Origin of the sequence: Salmonella sp. SJTUF15581 (genome assembly GCF_043356775.1) — a bacterium.
Classification (GTDB): domain Bacteria; phylum Pseudomonadota; class Gammaproteobacteria; order Enterobacterales; family Enterobacteriaceae; genus Salmonella; species Salmonella enterica.
The window spans coordinates 10922-31610 of record NZ_JBEUJY010000022.1 but is presented as its reverse complement, the minus strand read 5'-3'; the positions used below and the strand labels follow the sequence as shown (position 1 = coordinate 31610).

Sequence of the window (20689 nt, the reverse complement as noted above, 5' to 3'; positions counted from 1 at the left end):
GCGTTACGCTTATCAGGCCTGAAAACTGAACCTGCAGGCTGTAAAAACGTTCGCGCCGCGATTCGGCAAATTTTTGCTATCGGTTACAGTTATAGCCTTTAATGCTAGCGCCGCCTGGTGACATCGTCTACTTTCAAGTTGTCTTAAATCATCAAATTAGCGAGCGCTGCCAATTACTCCAAAAGGGGGCTCTCTCTTTTATTGACCACGCGCATCCTGTATGATGCAAGCAGACTAACCATATCAACGCTGGTACTACTCCCGCAGACATGACCCTTTTAGCGCTCGGTATTAACCATAAAACGGCACCTGTATCGCTGCGAGAACGCGTAACGTTTTCGCCGGACACGCTTGATCAGGCGCTGGACAGCCTGCTTGCGCAGCCAATGGTGCAGGGTGGGGTCGTGCTGTCAACCTGTAACCGTACAGAACTGTATTTGAGCGTGGAAGAGCAGGATAACCTGCAAGAAGCGTTGATCCGCTGGTTATGCGATTACCATAACCTGAACGAGGACGATCTGCGCAACAGTCTGTACTGGCATCAGGACAATGACGCCGTCAGCCACCTGATGCGCGTCGCCAGCGGTCTGGATTCACTGGTGCTGGGCGAACCGCAAATCCTCGGTCAGGTGAAAAAAGCGTTTGCGGATTCGCAAAAAGGCCACCTTAACGCCAGCGCGCTGGAGCGAATGTTTCAGAAGTCGTTTTCCGTCGCCAAGCGAGTGCGGACTGAAACCGATATCGGCGCCAGTGCCGTCTCCGTCGCGTTTGCCGCCTGTACGCTCGCCCGCCAAATCTTTGAATCGCTGTCGACGGTCACTGTACTGTTAGTTGGTGCGGGCGAAACTATTGAACTGGTGGCGCGTCACCTGCGCGAGCATAAAGTACAAAAGATGATTATCGCCAACCGAACCCGCGAGCGCGCGCAAGCCCTGGCGGATGAGGTTGGCGCTGAGGTTATCTCGCTCAGCGATATCGACGCCCGTTTGCAGGATGCCGATATTATCATCAGTTCGACCGCCAGCCCGCTGCCGATTATCGGTAAAGGCATGGTGGAGCGCGCATTAAAAAGCCGTCGCAACCAGCCGATGCTGCTGGTGGATATCGCCGTACCGCGCGACGTTGAGCCGGAAGTCGGCAAACTGGCGAACGCTTATCTTTATAGCGTCGATGATTTACAGAGCATCATTTCGCATAATCTGGCGCAGCGTCAGGCTGCGGCGGTGGAAGCGGAAACGATTGTTGAGCAGGAAGCCAGCGAGTTTATGGCCTGGCTACGCGCCCAGGGGGCCAGCGAGACCATTCGGGAATACCGTAGTCAGTCGGAGCAGATTCGTGACGAACTGACTACCAAAGCGCTGTCGGCCCTTCAACAGGGCGGCGATGCGCAAGCCATCTTGCAGGATCTGGCATGGAAACTGACCAACCGCCTGATTCATGCGCCAACGAAATCACTTCAACAGGCTGCCCGTGACGGGGATGACGAACGCCTGAATATTCTGCGCGACAGCCTCGGGCTGGAGTAGCAGCACACACCACACTTTTTTACAGGGTGAATTTACGCCTATGAAGCCTTCTATCGTTGCCAAACTGGAAGCCCTGCACGAACGCCATGAGGAAGTTCAGGCGTTGCTGGGCGATGCGGGAATTATCGCCGACCAGGACCGCTTTCGCGCATTGTCGCGCGAATATGCGCAATTAAGCGACGTTTCTCGCTGTTTTACGGACTGGCAACAGGTTCAGGACGATATCGAGACGGCTCAGATGATGCTCGACGATCCTGAAATGCGGGAAATGGCGCAGGAAGAACTGCGCGAAGCGAAAGAAAAAAGCGAACAACTGGAGCAACAGTTACAGGTACTGCTGCTGCCGAAAGATCCGGACGATGAACGAAACGCGTTCCTTGAGGTTCGCGCCGGCACAGGCGGCGACGAAGCCGCGCTGTTTGCCGGCGATCTGTTCCGCATGTACAGCCGTTATGCCGAAGCGCGCCGCTGGCGCGTGGAGATCATGAGCATGAGCGAAGGCGAGCATGGCGGTTATAAAGAGATCATCGCCAAAATCAGCGGCGACGGCGTGTATGGCCGACTGAAATTTGAGTCCGGCGGACACCGCGTACAGCGTGTTCCGGCGACCGAGTCGCAGGGGCGTATCCATACCTCCGCCTGTACCGTCGCCGTGATGCCGGAGCTGCCGGAAGCCGAGCTGCCTGATATTAACCCGGCGGATCTGCGCATTGATACGTTTCGTTCTTCCGGCGCGGGCGGTCAGCACGTTAACACCACCGACTCCGCTATCCGTATTACCCACTTGCCGACCGGCATCGTGGTGGAATGCCAGGACGAGCGTTCGCAGCATAAAAACAAAGCGAAAGCGCTCTCGGTGCTCGGGGCGCGCATTCACGCCGCCGAAACGGCAAAACGCCAGCAGGCCGAGGCGTCAACGCGCCGCAACCTGCTTGGCAGCGGCGATCGCAGCGATCGTAACCGGACCTATAATTTCCCGCAGGGGCGCGTGACCGATCATCGTATTAATCTGACGTTATATCGCCTTGATGAAACGATGGAAGGTAAGCTGGATATGCTGATTGAGCCGATTGTTCAGGAACACCAGGCTGACCTGTTAGCCGCCTTATCCGAGCAGGAATAATGGATTTTCAGCACTGGCTACATGAGGCGGTAAACCAGCTCCGGGACAGCGACAGCCCCCGGCGCGACGCCGAGATCCTGCTTGAGTACGTTACGGGCAAGGGGCGGACGTATATCATGGCCTTTGGCGAAACGCCGCTTACCGACGTCCAGCAACAACAGCTCGCGGATCTGCTGCAGCGGCGTAAACAGGGCGAACCTATTGCGTACCTGACGGGCTTACGCGAATTTTGGTCGCTGCCGCTCTTCGTTTCTCCCGTCACGCTAATCCCGCGCCCGGATACCGAATGTCTGGTTGAACAGGCGTTGGCGCGATTGCCGGTCAAAACCTGTCGTATTCTGGATTTAGGCACCGGAACCGGCGCGATTGCGCTGGCGCTGGCCTGCGAGCGACCGGATTGCGAGGTGACTGCGGTCGATCGTATGCCTGATGCGGTTGCGCTGGCGATACGCAACGCGGAACATTTGGCTATCCGGAATGTGCGTATACTGCAAAGTTGTTGGTTCAGCGCGCTATCGGGGCAGCAGTTCGACATGATTGTCAGCAATCCGCCCTACATTGACGCGCAGGACCCGCACCTTAGCGAAGGCGATGTACGCTTTGAACCGCGCTCGGCGTTGGTGGCGGACGAAAACGGTATGGCGGATCTTACGCATATTATCGATAACGCCCGCCAGATGTTAACGCCCGGCGGCTTCCTGCTGCTGGAACACGGTTGGCAGCAGGGCGAAGCGGTAAGAGCGGTTTTCAGGCGGTCTGGTTACTCGGATGTAGAAACGTGTCGTGATTATGGTGGTAATGAACGCGTGACCTGCGGACGTTTTACGCCATGACAATTGCAATGTTGCTCACGCTTCATCTTATCTGTGTTGCGCTCTCCGTCAGTTTGTTTGTCGCTCGTTACTGGTGGCGCTATTGCGGCCATGCGTTGGCCGACGCGCGCTGGACACGAATCGTGCCTCCCGTCATAGATACCCTGTTACTGCTTAGCGGTATTGGGTTAATCGTTAAAACGCACATCCTGCCATTCACGGAGTCGGGCTCATGGCTGACTGAAAAACTGTTTGGCGTTATCATCTACATCGTTTTGGGTTTTATTGCGCTTGATTATCGTCAGGCGCGCAGCCAGCAGGCGCGTTTTATCGCTTTCCCGCTGGCGCTGGTGGTGCTGTACATCATCATTAAACTCGCCACCACAAAAATACCGTTACTGGGGTAAGTCATGAGGTCGTTAGCTGATTTCGAATTTAACAATGCGCCGCTGTGTGATGGCATGATCCTGGCATCAGAGATGATTCGCCTGGATTTTCCCACGCAGTTTGTCTACGACGAACTGGAACGTCTGGTCAGTCTGGCGCAGGAAGAAATTAGCCAGCTCCTGTCTCAGGATGAGCAACTGGAAAAATTGCTGGCACTTTTTTACGGCGAGTGGGGGTTCACGGACTCCCGCGGCGTCTACCGTCTTTCTGATGCTTTATGGCTCGATAAAGTCCTGAAAAAACGCCAGGGTAGCGCGGTATCGTTGGGCGCTATTTTATTATGGATAGCAAACCGTCTTGATTTGCCGTTGGTGCCCGTTATCTTCCCAACGCAGCTGATTTTGCGTATTGAATCGCTGGAAGGGGAAATGTGGCTGATTAACCCGTTCAACGGTGAAACGCTTGATGAACATACTCTGGAAGTCTGGTTAAAAGGCAATATTAGTCCGGTCGCCGAGTTGTTTAACGAAGATTTGGACGAGGCGGATAACGCCGAAGTGATTCGTAAGCTACTGGATACGCTGAAATCCTCGCTGATGGAGGAACGGCAAATGGAGCTGGCGCTGCGCGTTAGCGAAGCATTGTTGCAATTTAACCCGGAAGATCCTTACGAAATCCGTGACCGCGGGTTGATCTACGCGCAGCTTGAGTGTGAACACGTTGCGCTGACTGATTTAAGCTACTTCGTTGAACAGTGTCCGGAAGACCCGATCAGCGAAATGATTCGTGCGCAGATCAACACCATTGCGCACAAGCAAATTGTTCTACATTAATTAACCGACATTTTACCTATAAGTGTAAGGCGATCCTATGAAACAAAAAGTGGTTAACATTGGCGACATTAAGGTGGCAAATGACCTGCCGTTTGTGCTGTTTGGCGGTATGAACGTGCTGGAGTCACGCGATCTGGCAATGCGCATTTGTGAGCACTACGTAACCGTTACCCAGAAGCTGGGTATTCCTTACGTGTTCAAGGCCTCTTTTGATAAAGCCAACCGTTCCTCTATTCACTCTTACCGTGGGCCGGGCCTGGAAGAAGGGATGAAAATCTTCCAGGAACTCAAGCAGACATTTGGCGTAAAAGTGATCACTGACGTCCACGAAGCCAGCCAGGCGCAGCCTGTGGCTGATGTGGTTGACGTGATTCAGCTCCCGGCGTTTCTGGCGCGCCAGACCGACCTGGTGGAAGCGATGGCGAAAACCGGCGCTGTGATTAACGTGAAAAAGCCGCAGTTCGTAAGCCCGGGTCAGATGGGCAATATCGTGGATAAGTTCCATGAGGGCGGTAACGATAAGGTGATTCTGTGCGATCGCGGCGCGAACTTCGGCTATGACAACCTGGTGGTGGATATGCTGGGCTTTAGCGTGATGAAAAAGGTCTCCGGCAACTCGCCGGTGATTTTCGACGTTACCCATGCGCTGCAATGCCGCGACCCATTTGGCGCCGCCTCGGGCGGTCGTCGTGGTCAGGTGACCGAGCTGGCGCGCGCCGGTATGGCTGTCGGTCTGGCGGGCCTGTTCCTTGAGTCGCATCCGGACCCGGCTAACGCGAAGTGCGACGGTCCTTCCGCGCTGCCGCTGGCGAAACTGGAGCAGTTCCTGACCCAGATAAAAGCGATTGATGATTTGGTGAAAAGCTTCGACGAGCTGGATACCGAGAACTGATTGCGGTTTTTAGCTTGTGTAGGCCGGATAAGATACTATCCGGCTTTTTTATATCAGGCAAAAATCGTCATCAGATAGGCGGCAAATAAAGCCAGATGCGCCGCGCCGTTTAGCACGTTGGTACGTCCGGTAGAGAACGAAATATGGCACAGCACTAACGAGGCCACCATCACTACCATTTCCGGCGCACCTAAACCAAACACCAGATCATTACCTGTCGCCCAGGCGATGAGCGTGACGACCGGCACGGTTAATGAAATCGTCGCCAACACCGATCCGAAGAACAGATTCATTGCCCGCTGAACCTGATTATTCAGTACCGCCTTCAGCGCGCCCAGTCCTTCCGGCGAGAGAATTAACAACGCGACCAGGAAACCGGTAAAGGCGACCGGGGCGTTCATGCTGGTCAGCAACGCCTCCAGCGGGCTGGCATTCATTTTGGTAACGGCAATGACCGCAATTAAATGAATGAGTAACCAGACCGTATGCCAGCCGCTACTGTGCGCGGAGGGTTTACCGTGGTGTGGATTGTCATCATCGCCTTCATCTTCATGTTCATAGATAAATAAGCTCTGGTGCGTTTTGGTTTGAATCAACAAAAATACGCCGTACATCGCGGCGGAAATTAACGCGACCAATAATGCCTGACCGGTAGAGAAATTGGCTTGCGGCAATGCCATTGGAAAAACCAGCACAATAATCGCCAGCGGAAACAGCGCGATAAGATACTGCTTAATCCCAAATAAATTCATATATTGCGTTGCGAATTTACGCCCGCCCAACAACAACGAGAAACCGACCAGTCCCCCGGTGACAATCATAATAATAGAGTAGAGCGTATCGCGCATAAGCGTTGGCGCAGCATCGCCGGTAGCCATCAGCGCTGAAATTAAACTCACCTCAAGAATAACGACGGACAGGCTTAAAATAAGCGATCCATAGGGTTCGCCGAGTCGATGCGCTAATACATCGGCATGACGGACCACGCTAAATGCGCTGCTTAAAATACCAATAAGTGCAAGGATATTGATGCCAATAACCACTGGTAGTGACTGGCTGCTTCCCCAAAGGAACAGCACTACCAGCGCAAGAACCGGGAAAATAAGCGAAGTCTCCTTATGGCGGGTTTTCACCGCCTCACAGGCATGTGTCATGAGGGTCTCCCTTGTGCAGGTGTTAATATTTTGGAAAGAGTAAAGAAGGTAAAAATAGCAGAAATTTGTATTTTTTTAGTGGTTTTTTACGTAGTTTTACGGCGTAGACGATTTTTTTCTTTCAAGGTCAGTAAAACAAGCATCTTGTTTTAACAGTGTTTAAATAACAAAAAGTTAATTTCCGTAAAAAGCAAAAATCCTCCTCGACTGGCGTAATAACGCATTGTTTACCACACTTAATGTTTTCCCTGAAGACGGAGGCGCTGATGCCGTATAAAGCCAAAAGTGATTTACCCGATAATGTGCGGAATGTTCTTCCAGCCCATGCCCAGGACATTTACAAAGAAGCGTTTAATAGCGCCTGGGAGCAATATAAAGATAAAGCCGATCGTCGTGATGACGCCAGCCGCGAGGAAACCGCACATAAAGTCGCCTGGGCGGCGGTTAAAAACGATTATGAAAAAGGCGAGGATGATAAATGGCATAAGAAAAAATAAACGCGGTATTACTCGCGTGTTGGCCTGATTTTCTTGCCGGAAGTCTATCCTGACGCGGGAGCTTTTCCCGCGTACAGATTCAAAATGTCAGCACTTTGTCCGCCGCCAGCGTCCATTGCGCCAGCTCGACCAGCGTTCCGATTTCCACACCGTCAATCAGCGGCAGGGGAGTGATACCACGTCCGTCCGCACAGGTTTTGCATAATTTTACCGGTACGTTTTGCGCGGTTAGAATTTCCAGCATTTGCTGAATATTGTAGCCTTCGGCTGGTTTTTGACCGCGTAACCCTGCGGTTACGGCATCTGACATCAAAAACAGGCGTAAATCGAGATGGCTTTCCTGCTCGCACAGCGCAATGGCCAGACGCAGGCTATTAAATAATGATTCGCTGCCGTAGGCGGCGCCGTTAGCGATAATGACGATATTTTGCATGGATAACCCTTCTCCTTGAGAAATTTTGTCGGCAATGGCGTTATGTTACCTCGGGAACCGGGTACCGCCAAATGCGTGGATAAAATCCCGGGACGCTCTGCGGAAAAAATAAGGATATTCCTGGAAGCACGAGAAAAGGCTGCAAAACCTGTCCGGACACGTTATGGTTTACTCTGATGCCATTCCTCTTATCTTTTGTTGTAGAAGTTGCCGACACGTTGAGCCGTATTGTTTTTCGTTCATTCTCACTCTCGCTTCTCTTGCTGGCTGCCAGCGGTACGATCCGTGCGCAGGCGCAAGACCCTTTCACGCAAAACCGTCTGCCGGATTTAGGCATGATGCCGGAATCCCACGAAGGGGAAAAGCATTTTGCCGAGATGGCCAAAGCGTTTGGCGAAGCCAGCATGAAAAATAACGATCTGGATACCGGTGAACAGGCGAGGCAATTCGCTTTCGGACAGGTACGCGATGTGGTCAGCGAGCAGGTTAACCAGCAGCTTGAAAGCTGGCTATCAGCCTGGGGCAGCGCCAGCGTGGATATTAACGTCGATAACGAAGGTCATTTTAACGGCAGTCGCGGAAGCTGGTTTATCCCTTTACAGGATAAACAGCGCTATCTGACCTGGAGCCAGTTTGGTCTTACGCAACAGACTGACGGACTGGTAAGCAACATTGGCGTAGGACAGCGCTGGGCGCAGGATGGCTGGCTTCTTGGCTATAATACCTTTTACGATAATCTGCTGGATGAAAATCTGCAGCGCGCCGGCTTTGGCGCGGAGGCGTGGGGAGAATATTTGCGTTTATCCGCCAACTATTATCAGCCTTTTGCCGACTGGCAGACGCATACGGCGACCTTAGAACAGCGAATGGCGCGCGGATATGATATCAACGCGCAAGTGCGGCTGCCGTTTTACCAGCATATCAATACCAGCGTTAGTCTGGAGCAGTACTTTGGCGATAGCGTGGATCTGTTTGACTCCGGAACGGGGTATCACAATCCTGTCGCGTTAAAACTGGGTCTCAACTATACGCCAGTACCTTTGCTTACCATGACCGCCCAGCACAAACAGGGCGAGAGCGGGGTCAGTCAGAATAACCTGGGGCTGACGCTTAACTACCGCTTCGGCGTGCCGCTCAAAAAGCAGCTTGCCACCAGTGAAGTGGCGCAAAGCCAGTCATTACGCGGTAGCCGCTATGATACGCCGCAACGTAACTCGCTGCCGACAATGGAGTATCGGCAGCGTAAAACGTTAACGGTTTTTCTGGCGACGCCGCCCTGGGATCTTACGCCTGGTGAGACGGTTGCGTTAAAATTGCAGGTGCGCAGCGTGCACGGTATTCGTCATTTGAGCTGGCAGGGCGATACACAGGCCTTAAGTTTGACGGCAGGAACGGACACCCGCAGTACCGAGGGCTGGACAATCATTATGCCGGCCTGGGATCACCGCGAAGGCGCGGCAAATCGCTGGCGTTTATCGGTGGTGGTTGAGGATGAAAAAGGTCAGCGTGTCTCTTCCAATGAGATCACGCTCGCGCTGACTGAACCGTTTATCACGATGCCGGACGATAATCCGCATTGGCAACCGTTCCAGGAGCAATAATTAAAAGATGCGTTCCTGATGCACCCAGACGGCGGCCTCCACGCGCGATTTCAGCTTCATTTTCTTGAGCATATGTTTCACGTGCACTTTGACCGTACTTTCGGTGATATCCAGACGCCGGGCAATCATCTTATTTGGCAATCCCTGCGCGATGAGCTTCAGAATATCGCGCTCACGCGGGGTGAGTTGCGTTACATCGCGATCGGTGGTGGCGCGGTTGGCCCGCAGGCTGGCCGCCAGTACCGGCGTTAACGCTTCACTTAATACCATTTCGCCGGCGGCGGCCTGTTGTAACGCTTTGAGCAAGTCCTCCGGCTCCATGTCTTTCAACAGATAACCGTCCGCGCCGCGCTTTAGCGCCGTGACGACATCTTCTTCATGGTTGGATACGCTGAAAACGACAATACGTCCTGACAGCGCTTTTTCGCGTAATTTATCCAGCGTTTCGAGACCATTCATTCCCGGCATATTCAAATCAAGGAGGATCAGATCGGGATCGAGCGATTCCGCCAGGTCAATACCCTGCTCACCGTTGCTGGCTTCTCCGACCACGCTGATATCGGGCGCCATACTCACAAGCTGCTTTACACCCGTGCGTAGCATCGGATGGTCGTCAATTAACAGGATAGTTGCCGGTTCCTGATTATTCATGGGTATCTCCCTGGGTTTCTGTGAAGTTTGTTTCTGGAATAAAAGTAACAGTGACCTCTGTTCCGCCAGTCTCGCGTCGGCGTACCTGGCAATCGCCGCGCAAACTTTGCGCCCGATCGCGCATGATGATCATGCCGTAGTGATTACTGCGTTCGGCGTTTTCCGGGACGCCGCAGCCATTATCCTGCACTTTTAGTTTGACCTGTTTGCCACATTGCGTCACTGTCACCACCACATCGTCGGCATGAGAGTGTTTAAGGGCGTTGCTGAGGGCTTCCCTGGCAATTTGCAACAGGTGTATCGCCTGGTGTGACGGCACCAGGCGGGGGGGAAGCTGATAATCCAGTTTTACCGTAAAGCCAAACCTGGCGCTGAACTCCTGGCAGCTTGCTTCCAGCGCCGGACGTAGCCCGGGTTCCGTCAACTGTAAGCGGAAAGTGGTTAACAGTTCGCGCAGTTGCGCCCAGGAGCAGTTCAGCTCATTGCGAATTTGGCTGAGTAACTCACGGCTGCTTTCCGGTAACACGTCGCCCTGCATTTGCAGGCAGCTCACCTGCATCTTCATACAAGAGAGCGACTGGGCAATAGAATCATGCAGTTCGCGGGCAATGGTGGCACGCTCTTCCATGACAATCAACTGCTGCTGGCGCTCCTGATGCCTGTCGAGCGCCAGAGTCGCGGTAAGCTGTTCAACCAGCGTGTCCACCAACTGTTGCTGATCGTGGCTGAGATGGCGTCCATAGGGCAGCGTCGCCAGCAAAATACCGTATTGGGTGTGAGAGTCGGTGAGCCGCCATTTTAAGGTGGTGCCGCCGTTAATCATCGGCAGGGCGCTACGTGGGCAAAGGTGGCAGCCTTTATCATCGCAACTGATGTCCGACTGACAGGTAAATTCCTGGTGATTATCTTCATCTTCCAGGTCATAGACTCGCAGCTCAATATCATGCAACTGGGTTAAATTTTGCAGGCCATTCAGTACCGGTGAAAGACGCTCACATAGCGGAGCCTGTGAATGCAGTCGGCGGTTGGCTTGCCACAAAAACGAGAGAATCTGGTTTTTATGTTCCAGACCGGCTGTTTTTTCCTGTACGCGCTGTTCCAGTACCGCATAACTTTCGGCCAGTTCTTCAGACATATTATTGAGCGCAGAACCCAACGCGGCCATCTCATTGCGTCCACTGATATTGGCACGTTGGGTAAAGTCGCGCTGACTGACGGCGCGCGCCATTGATAATAACTGTTTCCAGGGCTGCAAAAGGCGAACACGTAGCCAGATAATCGTAAATACCAGCAATAGCGCCATAAAGATCGCCATTACCCGGTGAACTAATACCACGCGTTCGATACGCAATTCAGTAGTATGGTCGAACGACGTCACCAGGCGATCCAGGCCCGCCACAAAGCGCGTGACATCTTCTGCGACCGCGTGCGCGTTTTGCGCGTGCTGTAGCCCTGGCGAGAGTTCGTTATGCCAGTAATCCTGCAACGCTTTAAGCTGCTTCTGCTGCCCGTCTCGCTCAGCGGCGCGGGTTAGTTCCGGGCTGAATGCCGTTTGCTCCATCTCATCCAGCAGCTTTTGATCTTTAGCATCCAGCGGGACAGCTGCCAGTAGTCGATAGCTTTGCATACGCAATGAGCCCGCTTTATTAATCGCATGAGCGCTACCCTGTACGCCCTGAACCAGCCAGCCGGAAACCGCCATCCCCGCCACGCCGATAGCGGTAGAGAGCATGACAATCAGCGCCAGTTGGTTAACCAGCGTAAGAGGAGAGAAACACCGTTTAAACATGTTACCTTCTTTCTTCGGGGTAATGTCGCCGAAAAAACGTAGCAAAAAAGAGGGGCGTCAATCGGCTGTGCCGCTATTCTCAACGATACAGCGGAGTATACCCATACCTATAACGAGTTACTCCTTAATTGCCGCCGTAGAGAGGTATCTGCGACGGGAAGGAGTAGACAGACACAGCATGGTGAAAAACCACAGCTTTTTTACCAAAATAGCCTACTCATTAAGGGTAATAACTATTTTTAGTCGCCGGTGATGACGACTTTTCCTTTGATTTATATCAACTTACCTTCGGCAGTAAACCCTAATGTGGCAGACATCAAATCAAGAATCAGAGGTGTCTATGAGTCACTCATCCGCCCCGGAAAGGGCAACTGGCGCTGTTATCACGGAATGGCGTCCGGAAGATCCGGCATTCTGGCAGCAGCGCGGCCATCGTGTCGCCAGCCGTAATTTGTGGATTTCTGTCCCGTGTTTACTGCTGGCGTTTTGCGTCTGGATGCTATTCAGCGCAGTGGCGGTGAACCTGCCGAAAGTGGGATTTAATTTTACGACCGATCAGCTCTTTATGTTGACTGCGCTGCCATCTGTTTCCGGCGCGCTGCTACGGGTGCCTTACTCCTTTATGGTGCCGCTATTTGGCGGACGTCGCTGGACAGCGTTCAGTACCGGTATCCTCATCGTGCCTTGCGTATGGTTAGGCTTTGCGGTTCAGGATACCAGTACGCCATTTAGCACTTTCATTATTATTTCCTTGCTGTGTGGTTTTGCCGGCGCGAACTTTGCCTCCAGTATGGCGAACATCAGCTTTTTCTTTCCTAAACAAAAGCAGGGCGGCGCGCTGGGTCTGAACGGCGGTCTGGGCAATATGGGCGTGAGTGTGATGCAGCTGGTTGCGCCGCTGGTGGTTTCGCTCTCTATCTTTGCCGCCTTTGGCAGCCACGGTGTAGAGCAGCCGGACGGTTCTCAGCTCTATCTGGCGAACGCAGCCTGGATTTGGGTGCCTTTCCTGGCCATTTTTACGCTGGCAGCGTGGTTCGGCATGAACGAACTGGCGACGTCTAAGGCCTCGCTAAAAGAGCAACTGCCGGTGCTCAAACGTGGTCATCTGTGGATCATGAGTCTGCTGTATCTGGCGACCTTCGGATCGTTTATCGGTTTCTCCGCGGGGTTCGCTATGCTGTCTAAAACGCAATTCCCGGATGTGCAGATCCTGCATTATGCGTTTTTCGGTCCGTTTATCGGCGCGCTGGCGCGTTCGGCAGGCGGCGCAATTTCTGACCGTCTGGGGGGGACTCGCGTCACGCTTATCAACTTTGTCCTGATGGCGATTTTCAGCGGTCTGCTGTTCCTGACATTACCTACTGGCGGCGTTGGCGGTAGCTTTATCGCGTTCTACGGGGTATTTCTGGCGCTGTTCCTGACGGCTGGGTTGGGGAGTGGTTCTACCTTCCAGATGATCTCCGTTATCTTCCGTAAACTGACGATGGACCGGGTAAAAGCGGAAGGCGGGTCGGACGAAAGAGCCATGCGTGAAGCGGCGACCGATACGGCGGCGGCGCTGGGCTTTATTTCCGCGATTGGCGCGATTGGCGGCTTTTTTATTCCGAAAGCGTTTGGTTCATCTTTAGCCTTAACCGGTTCGCCAGTCGGCGCGATGAAAGTCTTTCTTATTTTCTATATCGCCTGCGTCGTTATTACCTGGGCGGTATATGGACGTCATTCTAAAAATAAAAAGTAACTTTTGATTATCCTTTGCGCGGCGTTAGACCGCGCTTTTTTTTACCCGCATTTAGTTACAACATACTTATAATCAAGAAGAGAGGCGCGACAGGGCTGACCACGCACATTTTTATCGGTCATCCAGGGGGATACCCCTTAATACCCACTTGTTGAAAATTTAACATTCATGTCGTGCGTAAATTTAATTTTATGTAATTAAATCAGTAAGATATATAAATAAAACTCCTCCTCCAAAAGGAGTATGCAGGAGGTTTGCGCGCCATTTGCATCCCTGTCCGCCTTGATCGTTATCAATTCTCACGCCCATTCAGCGCGTTACCTTCGCCCTTAGTTAAGCAATGTCGATTTATCAGAGAGCCGTAAGGTTCCACACAGGAGAAACCCGATGAGTAAATTCCTGGACCGGTTTCGCTACTTCAAGCAGAAGGGCGAAACCTTTGCCGATGGGCACGGCCAGCTTCTCGAAACAAACCGGGACTGGGAGGACGGATACCGCCAACGTTGGCAGCATGACAAAATTGTGCGCTCAACCCATGGGGTGAACTGCACCGGTTCTTGTAGCTGGAAAATTTATGTCAAAAATGGTCTGGTGACCTGGGAAACACAGCAAACCGATTACCCGCGCACCCGTCCTGATATGCCAAACCATGAACCTCGCGGCTGCCCGCGCGGCGCAAGCTACTCCTGGTATCTCTACAGCGCTAACCGACTGAAATATCCGCTAATGCGCAAACGTCTGATGAAGATGTGGCGCGAGGCGAAAAAACTGCATCGCGATCCGGTAGAGGCATGGGCCTCAATTATTGAAGATGCCGATAAAGCCAAAAGCTTCAAACAGGCGCGTGGTCGTGGCGGCTTTGTTCGCTCCTCATGGCAGGAAGTGAACGAGCTGATCGCCGCTTCCAACGTGTACACCGTGAAAACCTATGGCCCTGACCGCGTCGCGGGCTTCTCACCCATTCCGGCGATGTCGATGGTTTCCTACGCTTCCGGCGCACGTTATCTTTCGCTGATTGGCGGTACCTGCCTGAGCTTCTACGACTGGTACTGCGACCTGCCGCCAGCCTCCCCGCAAACCTGGGGCGAGCAGACCGACGTGCCGGAATCCGCTGACTGGTACAACTCCAGCTATATTATCGCCTGGGGCTCTAACGTGCCGCAAACCCGTACGCCGGACGCCCACTTCTTTACCGAAGTACGTTACAAAGGCACTAAAACCGTCGCGGTGACGCCGGACTATGCCGAAATCGCCAAACTGTGCGATCTGTGGCTGGCGCCGAAGCAGGGGACTGATGCGGCGATGGCGCTGGCGATGGGCCACGTCATGCTGCGCGAGTTCCACCTCGACAACCCGCGCCAGTACTTCACCGATTATGTCCGTCGCTATACCGACATGCCAATGCTGGTGATGCTTGAAGAGCGTGATGGTTATTATGCCGCAGGTCGTATGCTGCGCGCTGCCGATCTCGTTGATTCGCTGGGGCAGGAAAATAACCCGGAATGGAAAACCGTCGCCATTAACAGCAACGGTGAAATAGTGGCGCCAAACGGTTCAATTGGTTTCCGCTGGGGCGAAAAAGGCAAATGGAACCTCGAACAGCGCGACGGGACTACCGGTGCAGAAACTGAATTGCAGCTCAGCTTGCTGGGCAGCCAGGATGAGATTGCTGACGTGGGCTTCCCGTATTTCGGCGGCGAAGGTTCAGAGTACTTTAATCATGTGGCGCTGGATAACGTCCTGCTGCACAAATTGCCGGTTAAACGTCTGCAACTGGCCGATGGTTCTACCGCGTTAGTCACTACCGTGTATGACCTGACCATGGCGAACTATGGTCTGGAACGCGGCCTCAACGATGAAAATTGCGCCGCCAGTTATGATGATACCAAAGCGTATACGCCAGCATGGGCCGAGCAGATCACCGGCGTGCCGCGGGCGCAGATCATCCGTGTCGCACGGGAATTCGCCGATAACGCGGACAAAACGCACGGGCGTTCAATGATTATCGTTGGCGCCGGTCTGAACCACTGGTATCACCTCGATATGAACTATCGCGGGCTGATCAATATGTTGGTGTTCTGTGGTTGCGTTGGTCAGAGCGGTGGCGGTTGGGCGCACTACGTCGGCCAGGAAAAACTGCGTCCGCAGACCGGCTGGCAGCCGCTGGCGTTTGCCCTTGACTGGCAGCGTCCGGCGCGTCACATGAACAGCACCTCTTACTTCTATAACCACTCCAGCCAGTGGCGCTACGAGACGGTGACCGCCGAGGAGTTACTGTCGCCGATGGCGGACAAATCCCGCTATAGCGGTCATCTGATTGACTTCAATGTGCGCGCCGAGCGTATGGGCTGGTTGCCGTCGGCGCCGCAGTTAGGCACTAACCCGCTGTATATTGCGCGTGAAGCGGAAAAAGCCGGTATGACGCCGGTAGACTATACCGTCAAATCCCTGAAAGAGGGTTCGATTCGCTTTGCCGCCGAGCAGCCGGAAAACGGTAAAAACCACCCGCGTAACCTGTTCATCTGGCGTTCTAACCTGCTTGGCTCTTCCGGTAAAGGCCATGAGTACATGCTGAAGTATCTGCTGGGTACTGAGCATGGTATTCAGGGGCTGGATCTAGGTAAACAGGGCGGTGTGAAGCCGGAAGAAGTGGAGTGGCGTGACAATGGCCTGGACGGCAAACTGGATCTGGTGGTGACGCTGGACTTCCGCCTGTCGAGCACCTGCCTGTACTCCGATATCGTACTGCCGACCGCCACCTGGTATGAAAAAGACGATATGAATACCTCGGATATGCATCCGTTTATTCATCCGCTGTCTGCCGCCGTAGATCCGGCCTGGGAATCGAAAAGCGACTGGGAAATCTACAAAGGCATTGCGAAGAAATTCTCCGAAGTCTGTGTAGGCCACCTGGGTAAAGAGACTGACGTCGTGACGCTGCCGATCCAGCACGATTCTGCCGCTGAACTGGCGCAGCCGCTGGACGTGAAAGACTGGAAAAAAGGCGAATGCGATCTGATTCCAGGGAAAACCGCGCCGCACATCATGACCGTTGAGCGCGATTACCCGGCGACTTACGAACGCTTTACCTCTATCGGCCCGCTGATGGAGAAAATCGGCAACGGCGGGAAAGGGATTGCCTGGAACACGCAGAGCGAAATGGACTTGCTGCGTAAGCTTAATTACACCAAAGCGGACGGTCCGGCGAAAGGCCAGCCGATGCTCAACACGGCGATTGACGCGGCAGAGATGATCCTGACGTTAGCGCCGGAAACCAACGGTCAGGTGGCGGTGAAAGCCTGGGCGGCGCTGAGCGAGTTTACCGGTCGCGACCATACGCATCTGGCGACCAATAAAGAAGAAGAGAAAATCCGCTTCCGCGATATTCAGGCCCAGCCGCGCAAAATTATCTCCAGCCCGACCTGGTCTGGTCTGGAAGATGAACATGTGTCTTATAACGCCGGTTATACCAACGTTCACGAGCTGATCCCGTGGCGTACGCTGTCTGGTCGCCAACAGTTGTATCAGGATCACCAGTGGATGCGCGACTTCGGCGAAAGTTTGCTGGTGTATCGTCCACCGATCGACACCCGCTCGGTGAAAGCGGTGATGGGGCGTAAATCCAACGGTAATCCGGAGAAGGCGCTCAACTTCCTGACGCCGCACCAGAAATGGGGTATCCACTCGACCTACAGCGATAACCTGTTGATGCTGACCTTGTCGCGTGGCGGCCCGATTGTGTGGATGAGCGAAACCGACGCCAAAGATCTGGGCATTGAAGATAACGACTGGATCGAAGTCTTCAACAGTAACGGCGCATTGACCGCACGTGCAGTGGTCAGCCAGCGTGTACCGGCGGGCATGACCATGATGTACCACGCGCAGGAACGTATCGTAAACCTGCCGGGGTCGGAAATTACCCAGCAGCGCGGCGGTATTCATAACTCGGTGACGCGCATTACGCCGAAACCGACCCATATGATCGGCGGCTATGCGCAGTTAGCCTACGGCTTTAACTACTACGGTACCGTCGGCTCCAACCGCGATGAGTTTGTGGTGGTACGTAAGATGAAGAACATTAACTGGTTGGATGGCGAAGGCAATGACCAGGTACAGGAGAGCGTAAAATGAAAATTCGTTCACAAGTCGGCATGGTGCTGAATCTCGATAAGTGCATCGGCTGTCATACCTGTTCAGTCACCTGTAAAAACGTCTGGACCAGTCGCGAAGGTATGGAATACGCGTGGTTTAACAACGTGGAAAGTAAGCCAGGCGTTGGTTTTCCGAATGACTGGGAAAATCAGGAAAAATGGAAAGGCGGCTGGATCCGCAAAATCAACGGCAAACTACAGCCGCGCATGGGCAACCGGGCGCTGCTGCTGGGTAAAATCTTCGCTAACCCGCATCTGCCGGGCATCGACGACTACTACGAGCCGTTTGATTACGACTACCAGAACCTGCATACCGCGCCGGAAAGCAAACATCAGCCGATCGCGCGTCCGCGCTCGCTGATTACCGGCCAGCGGATGGACAAAATTACCAGCGGGCCAAACTGGGAAGAGATTCTGGGCGGCGAGTTCGAAAAACGCGCCAAAGACCAGAACTTCGAAAACATGCAGAAGGCGATGTACGGCCAGTTCGAAAACACCTTCATGATGTACCTGCCGCGCCTGTGTGAGCACTGCCTTAACCCGGCGTGTGTGGCGACCTGCCCGAGCGGTGCTATCTACAAGCGTGAAGAAGATGGCATCGTGCTGATCGACCAGGACAAGTGCCGCGGCTGGCGTATGTGCATCACCGGCTGCCCGTACAAGAAGATTTACTTCAACTGGAAGAGCGGGAAGTCTGAGAAGTGTATCTTCTGTTACCCGCGTATCGAAGCGGGTCAACCGACCGTTTGCTCCGAAACCTGTGTGGGTCGTATCCGTTATCTCGGCGTACTGCTGTATGACGCCGATGCGATCGAAAGCGCGGCAAGCACCGAGCACGAAAAAGATCTGTACCAGCGTCAACTGGACGTGTTCCTCGATCCGAACGATCCGGCTGTCATTGAACAGGCGCTAAAAGATGGCATTCCACTGAGCGTCATCGATGCTGCACAACAGTCTCCGGTTTACAAAATGGCGATGGACTGGAAGCTGGCGCTGCCGCTGCATCCGGAATACCGCACGCTGCCGATGGTCTGGTACGTACCGCCTTTGTCACCGATTCAGTCTGCAGCCGACGCGGGTGAACTGGGCAGCAACGGTATTCTGCCGGATGTAGACAGTCTGCGTATCCCGGTGCAGTACCTGGCGAACCTGTTGACCGCTGGCGACACCCAGCCGGTACTATTGGCGCTGAAACGGATGCTGGCGATGCGTCACTACAAACGTGCGGAAACCGTAGACGGTAAAGTGGATACCCGCGCGCTGGAAGAGGTGGGTTTAAGCGAAGCCCAGGCGCAGGAAATGTATCGTTACCTGGCAATTGCTAATTATGAAGATCGCTTTGTGGTGCCGAGCAGCCATCGTGAACTGGCGCGTGACGCATTCCCGGAGAAAAGCGGTTGTGGCTTTACCTTCGGCGATGGTTGCCACGGGTCTGATACCAAATTCAATCTGTTCAACAGCCGCCGCATCGACGCTGTTGATGTGACCAGCAAAACGGAGCCGCACGCATGATTGAACTCGTCATTGTTTCGCGTCTGCTCGAGTACCCGGATGCTGCCCTGTGGCAGCATCAGCAGGAGTTGTTCGATGCGCTCGCGTCATCTGAGAACCTGGATAAAGAGGATGCCCAGACTCTGGGCGTTTTCCTGCGCGATTTAACCGCGCAGGACCTGCTGGATGTACAGGCCGCTTATAGCGAACTGTTTGACCGTGGTCGCGCCACATCGCTGCTGCTGTTTGAACATGTACACGGGGAATCCCGCGATCGCGGTCAGGCGATGGTTGACCTGATGGCACAGTATGAACAGCACGGTTTGCAGCTCGACAGCCGCGAACTTCCCGATCATCTGCCGCTGTATCTGGAATACCTTGCGCAGTTGCCGAAAAGCGAAGCGTTAGGGGGTTTACAGGATATCGCGCCGATTCTGGCGCTGCTCAGCGCACGTTTGCAACAGCGTGACAGCCGTTATGCGGTGCTGTTCGATCTGCTGTTAAAACTGGCGAATACCGTTATCGACAGCGACAAAGTGGCTGAAAAAATTGCGAATGAAGCACGTGATGATACCCCACAGGCGTTGGATGCGGTCTGGGAAGAAGAGCAGGTGAAATTCTTCGCCGATCAAGGGTGTGGCGAGTCGGAAATCTCCGCTCACCAGCGTCGTTTTGCCGGTGCCGTGGCGCCGCAATATCTGAATATCACCACCGGAGGACAGCACTAATGCACTTCCTGAATATGTTCTTCTTTGATATCTACCCGTACATTGCCGGATCGGTATTTCTGATCGGTAGCTGGTTACGTTACGACTACGGCCAGTACACCTGGCGGGCGGCTTCCAGTCAGATGCTGGATCGCAAAGGAATGAACCAGGCGTCAAACCTGTTCCACATTGGGATTCTGGGTATTTTCGCCGGTCACTTCCTGGGCATGTTAACGCCGCACTGGATGTATGAAGATTTTCTGCCGGTCGACGTGAAGCAGAAGATGGCAATGATTGCCGGCGGCGCCTGCGGCGTGCTGACGCTGGTTGGCGGTATTTTACTGCTCAAGCGTCGTCTGTTCAGCCCACGTGTCCGCGCCACCACTACCGGCGCAGATATTTTGATTCTCTCATTGCTGGTGATTCAGTGCGCGCTGGGCCTGCTGACCATTCCGTTCTCCGCCCAGCATATGGACGGGAGTGAAATGATGAAGCTGGTCGGGTGGGCGCAGTCAGTTGTGACCTTCCACGGTGGCGCATCCGCACATCTGGACGGTGTGGCCTTTATCTTCCGTATGCACCTGGTACTGGGGATGACGCTGTTCCTGTTGTTCCCATTCTCGCGCCTGGTGCATATCTGGAGCGTGCCGGTCGAGTATCTGACCCGCAAATACCAGATTGTACGTGCGCGTCACTGATTTTCTCTCGATGCCCTAAACTCCGCTTCGGCGGAGTTTTTTTATGGCTGTTTGCCGGAGTGCGGCATAAATGCCTTATCGACCGCCGCCTTGTTTCGTTTACAGCGGATCTGCCATGTCTGGCATCTGAATCCGGACTCTTTGTTTCTGAGTTTATTCAGCATCTGTGCGAGTTTTTTGTAAGCAGAAAAAGGATGATGCAGCAT

The 20689-nt window shown here is 53.8% G+C and carries 17 protein-coding genes; 13 read left to right on the top strand and 4 right to left on the bottom strand.

Translation table 11 applies throughout. From position 1 onward, the window contains the following. Positions 1–269 precede the first annotated feature (269 nt). Genes hemA through kdsA form a run of 6 tightly spaced genes read left to right on the top strand, consistent with a single transcriptional unit; the run spans position 270 to position 5573 of the window. A complete protein-coding gene (hemA, locus tag ABVN36_RS23380) occupies positions 270–1526 on the top strand; it encodes a glutamyl-tRNA reductase (protein ID WP_000173208.1) in 1257 nt (418 codons plus the stop codon). 40 nt (positions 1527–1566) lie between these two features. Continuing rightward, complete coding sequence (gene prfA, locus ABVN36_RS23375; protein ID WP_000804703.1) at positions 1567–2649, top strand: peptide chain release factor 1; 1083 nt, start codon at positions 1567–1569, stop codon at positions 2647–2649. Beyond that, complete coding sequence (gene prmC / locus ABVN36_RS23370; RefSeq protein ID WP_023138855.1) at positions 2649–3482, top strand: peptide chain release factor N(5)-glutamine methyltransferase; 834 nt, start codon at positions 2649–2651, stop codon at positions 3480–3482. Before prfA ends, prmC begins: the two co-directional genes overlap by 1 nt. Further along, complete coding sequence (gene sirB2, locus ABVN36_RS23365) at positions 3479–3868, top strand: invasion regulator SirB2 (protein WP_023138854.1); 390 nt, start codon at positions 3479–3481, stop codon at positions 3866–3868. The genes prmC and sirB2 overlap by 4 nt, the downstream gene beginning before the upstream one ends. Positions 3869–3871: 3 nt before the next feature. Next, positions 3872–4681 carry an invasion regulator SirB1 gene (sirB1, locus tag ABVN36_RS23360; RefSeq protein ID WP_001257065.1) on the top strand — a complete coding sequence of 270 codons (810 nt, stop codon included), beginning with the start codon at positions 3872–3874 and terminating at the stop codon, positions 4679–4681. Between the two features lie 37 nt (positions 4682–4718). After that, positions 4719–5573 (top strand): 3-deoxy-8-phosphooctulonate synthase, encoded by an 855-nt coding sequence (kdsA, locus tag ABVN36_RS23355; protein ID WP_000811046.1) that lies wholly within the window; start codon positions 4719–4721, stop codon positions 5571–5573. 53 nt (positions 5574–5626) lie between these two features. On the opposite strand, the gene chaA is transcribed toward kdsA, so the two are convergent. Beyond that, complete coding sequence (chaA, locus tag ABVN36_RS23350) at positions 5627–6727, bottom strand: sodium-potassium/proton antiporter ChaA (RefSeq protein WP_000148418.1); 1101 nt, start codon at positions 6725–6727, stop codon at positions 5627–5629. A 266-nt stretch (positions 6728–6993) separates the two neighbouring features. Between chaA and chaB the strand changes: the two genes are divergently transcribed. Then, positions 6994–7224: a putative cation transport regulator ChaB gene (chaB, locus tag ABVN36_RS23345; protein ID WP_001146392.1), complete on the top strand. Its 231-nt coding sequence runs from the start codon at positions 6994–6996 to the stop codon at positions 7222–7224. Between the two features lie 79 nt (positions 7225–7303). On the opposite strand, the gene ABVN36_RS23340 is transcribed toward chaB, so the two are convergent. After that, positions 7304–7657 (bottom strand): DsrE/DsrF/TusD sulfur relay family protein, encoded by a 354-nt coding sequence (locus ABVN36_RS23340; protein WP_001179791.1) that lies wholly within the window; start codon positions 7655–7657, stop codon positions 7304–7306. Positions 7658–7833: 176 nt separating this feature from the next. On the opposite strand from ABVN36_RS23340, the gene ABVN36_RS23335 reads away from it, so the two are divergent. Next, complete coding sequence (locus tag ABVN36_RS23335) at positions 7834–9258, top strand: YchO/YchP family invasin (RefSeq protein ID WP_023138853.1); 1425 nt, start codon at positions 7834–7836, stop codon at positions 9256–9258. Here the strand turns inward: ABVN36_RS23335 and narL are convergent, their stop codons facing one another. Beyond that, the gene (gene narL, locus ABVN36_RS23330) at positions 9259–9909 is read right to left on the bottom strand and encodes a two-component system response regulator NarL (RefSeq protein ID WP_001064598.1); all 651 of its coding nucleotides are present in this window, start codon (positions 9907–9909) and stop codon (positions 9259–9261) included. Next, positions 9902–11698 carry a nitrate/nitrite two-component system sensor histidine kinase NarX gene (gene narX, locus ABVN36_RS23325; RefSeq protein ID WP_000476244.1) on the bottom strand — a complete coding sequence of 599 codons (1797 nt, stop codon included), beginning with the start codon at positions 11696–11698 and terminating at the stop codon, positions 9902–9904. The genes narL and narX overlap by 8 nt, the downstream gene beginning before the upstream one ends. A gap of 340 nt (positions 11699–12038) precedes the next feature. Between narX and narK the strand changes: the two genes are divergently transcribed. The 5 genes from narK to narI all read left to right on the top strand — a co-directional run bounded on the left by narK (position 12039) and on the right by narI (position 20483). Further along, positions 12039–13436 (top strand): nitrate transporter NarK, encoded by a 1398-nt coding sequence (narK, locus tag ABVN36_RS23320; protein WP_000019848.1) that lies wholly within the window; start codon positions 12039–12041, stop codon positions 13434–13436. Between the two features lie 387 nt (positions 13437–13823). Then, positions 13824–17567 carry a nitrate reductase subunit alpha gene (locus ABVN36_RS23315; protein ID WP_112324628.1) on the top strand — a complete coding sequence of 1248 codons (3744 nt, stop codon included), beginning with the start codon at positions 13824–13826 and terminating at the stop codon, positions 17565–17567. Then, entirely contained in the window at positions 17564–19099 is a 1536-nt protein-coding gene (gene narH, locus ABVN36_RS23310) for a nitrate reductase subunit beta (protein WP_023138851.1), read from the top strand. The genes ABVN36_RS23315 and narH overlap by 4 nt, the downstream gene beginning before the upstream one ends. After that, positions 19096–19806 (top strand): nitrate reductase molybdenum cofactor assembly chaperone, encoded by a 711-nt coding sequence (gene narJ, locus ABVN36_RS23305; RefSeq protein ID WP_000571667.1) that lies wholly within the window; start codon positions 19096–19098, stop codon positions 19804–19806. The genes narH and narJ overlap by 4 nt, the downstream gene beginning before the upstream one ends. After that, positions 19806–20483 carry a respiratory nitrate reductase subunit gamma gene (gene narI, locus ABVN36_RS23300; RefSeq protein ID WP_023138850.1) on the top strand — a complete coding sequence of 226 codons (678 nt, stop codon included), beginning with the start codon at positions 19806–19808 and terminating at the stop codon, positions 20481–20483. Before narJ ends, narI begins: the two co-directional genes overlap by 1 nt. Positions 20484–20689 lie beyond the last annotated feature (206 nt).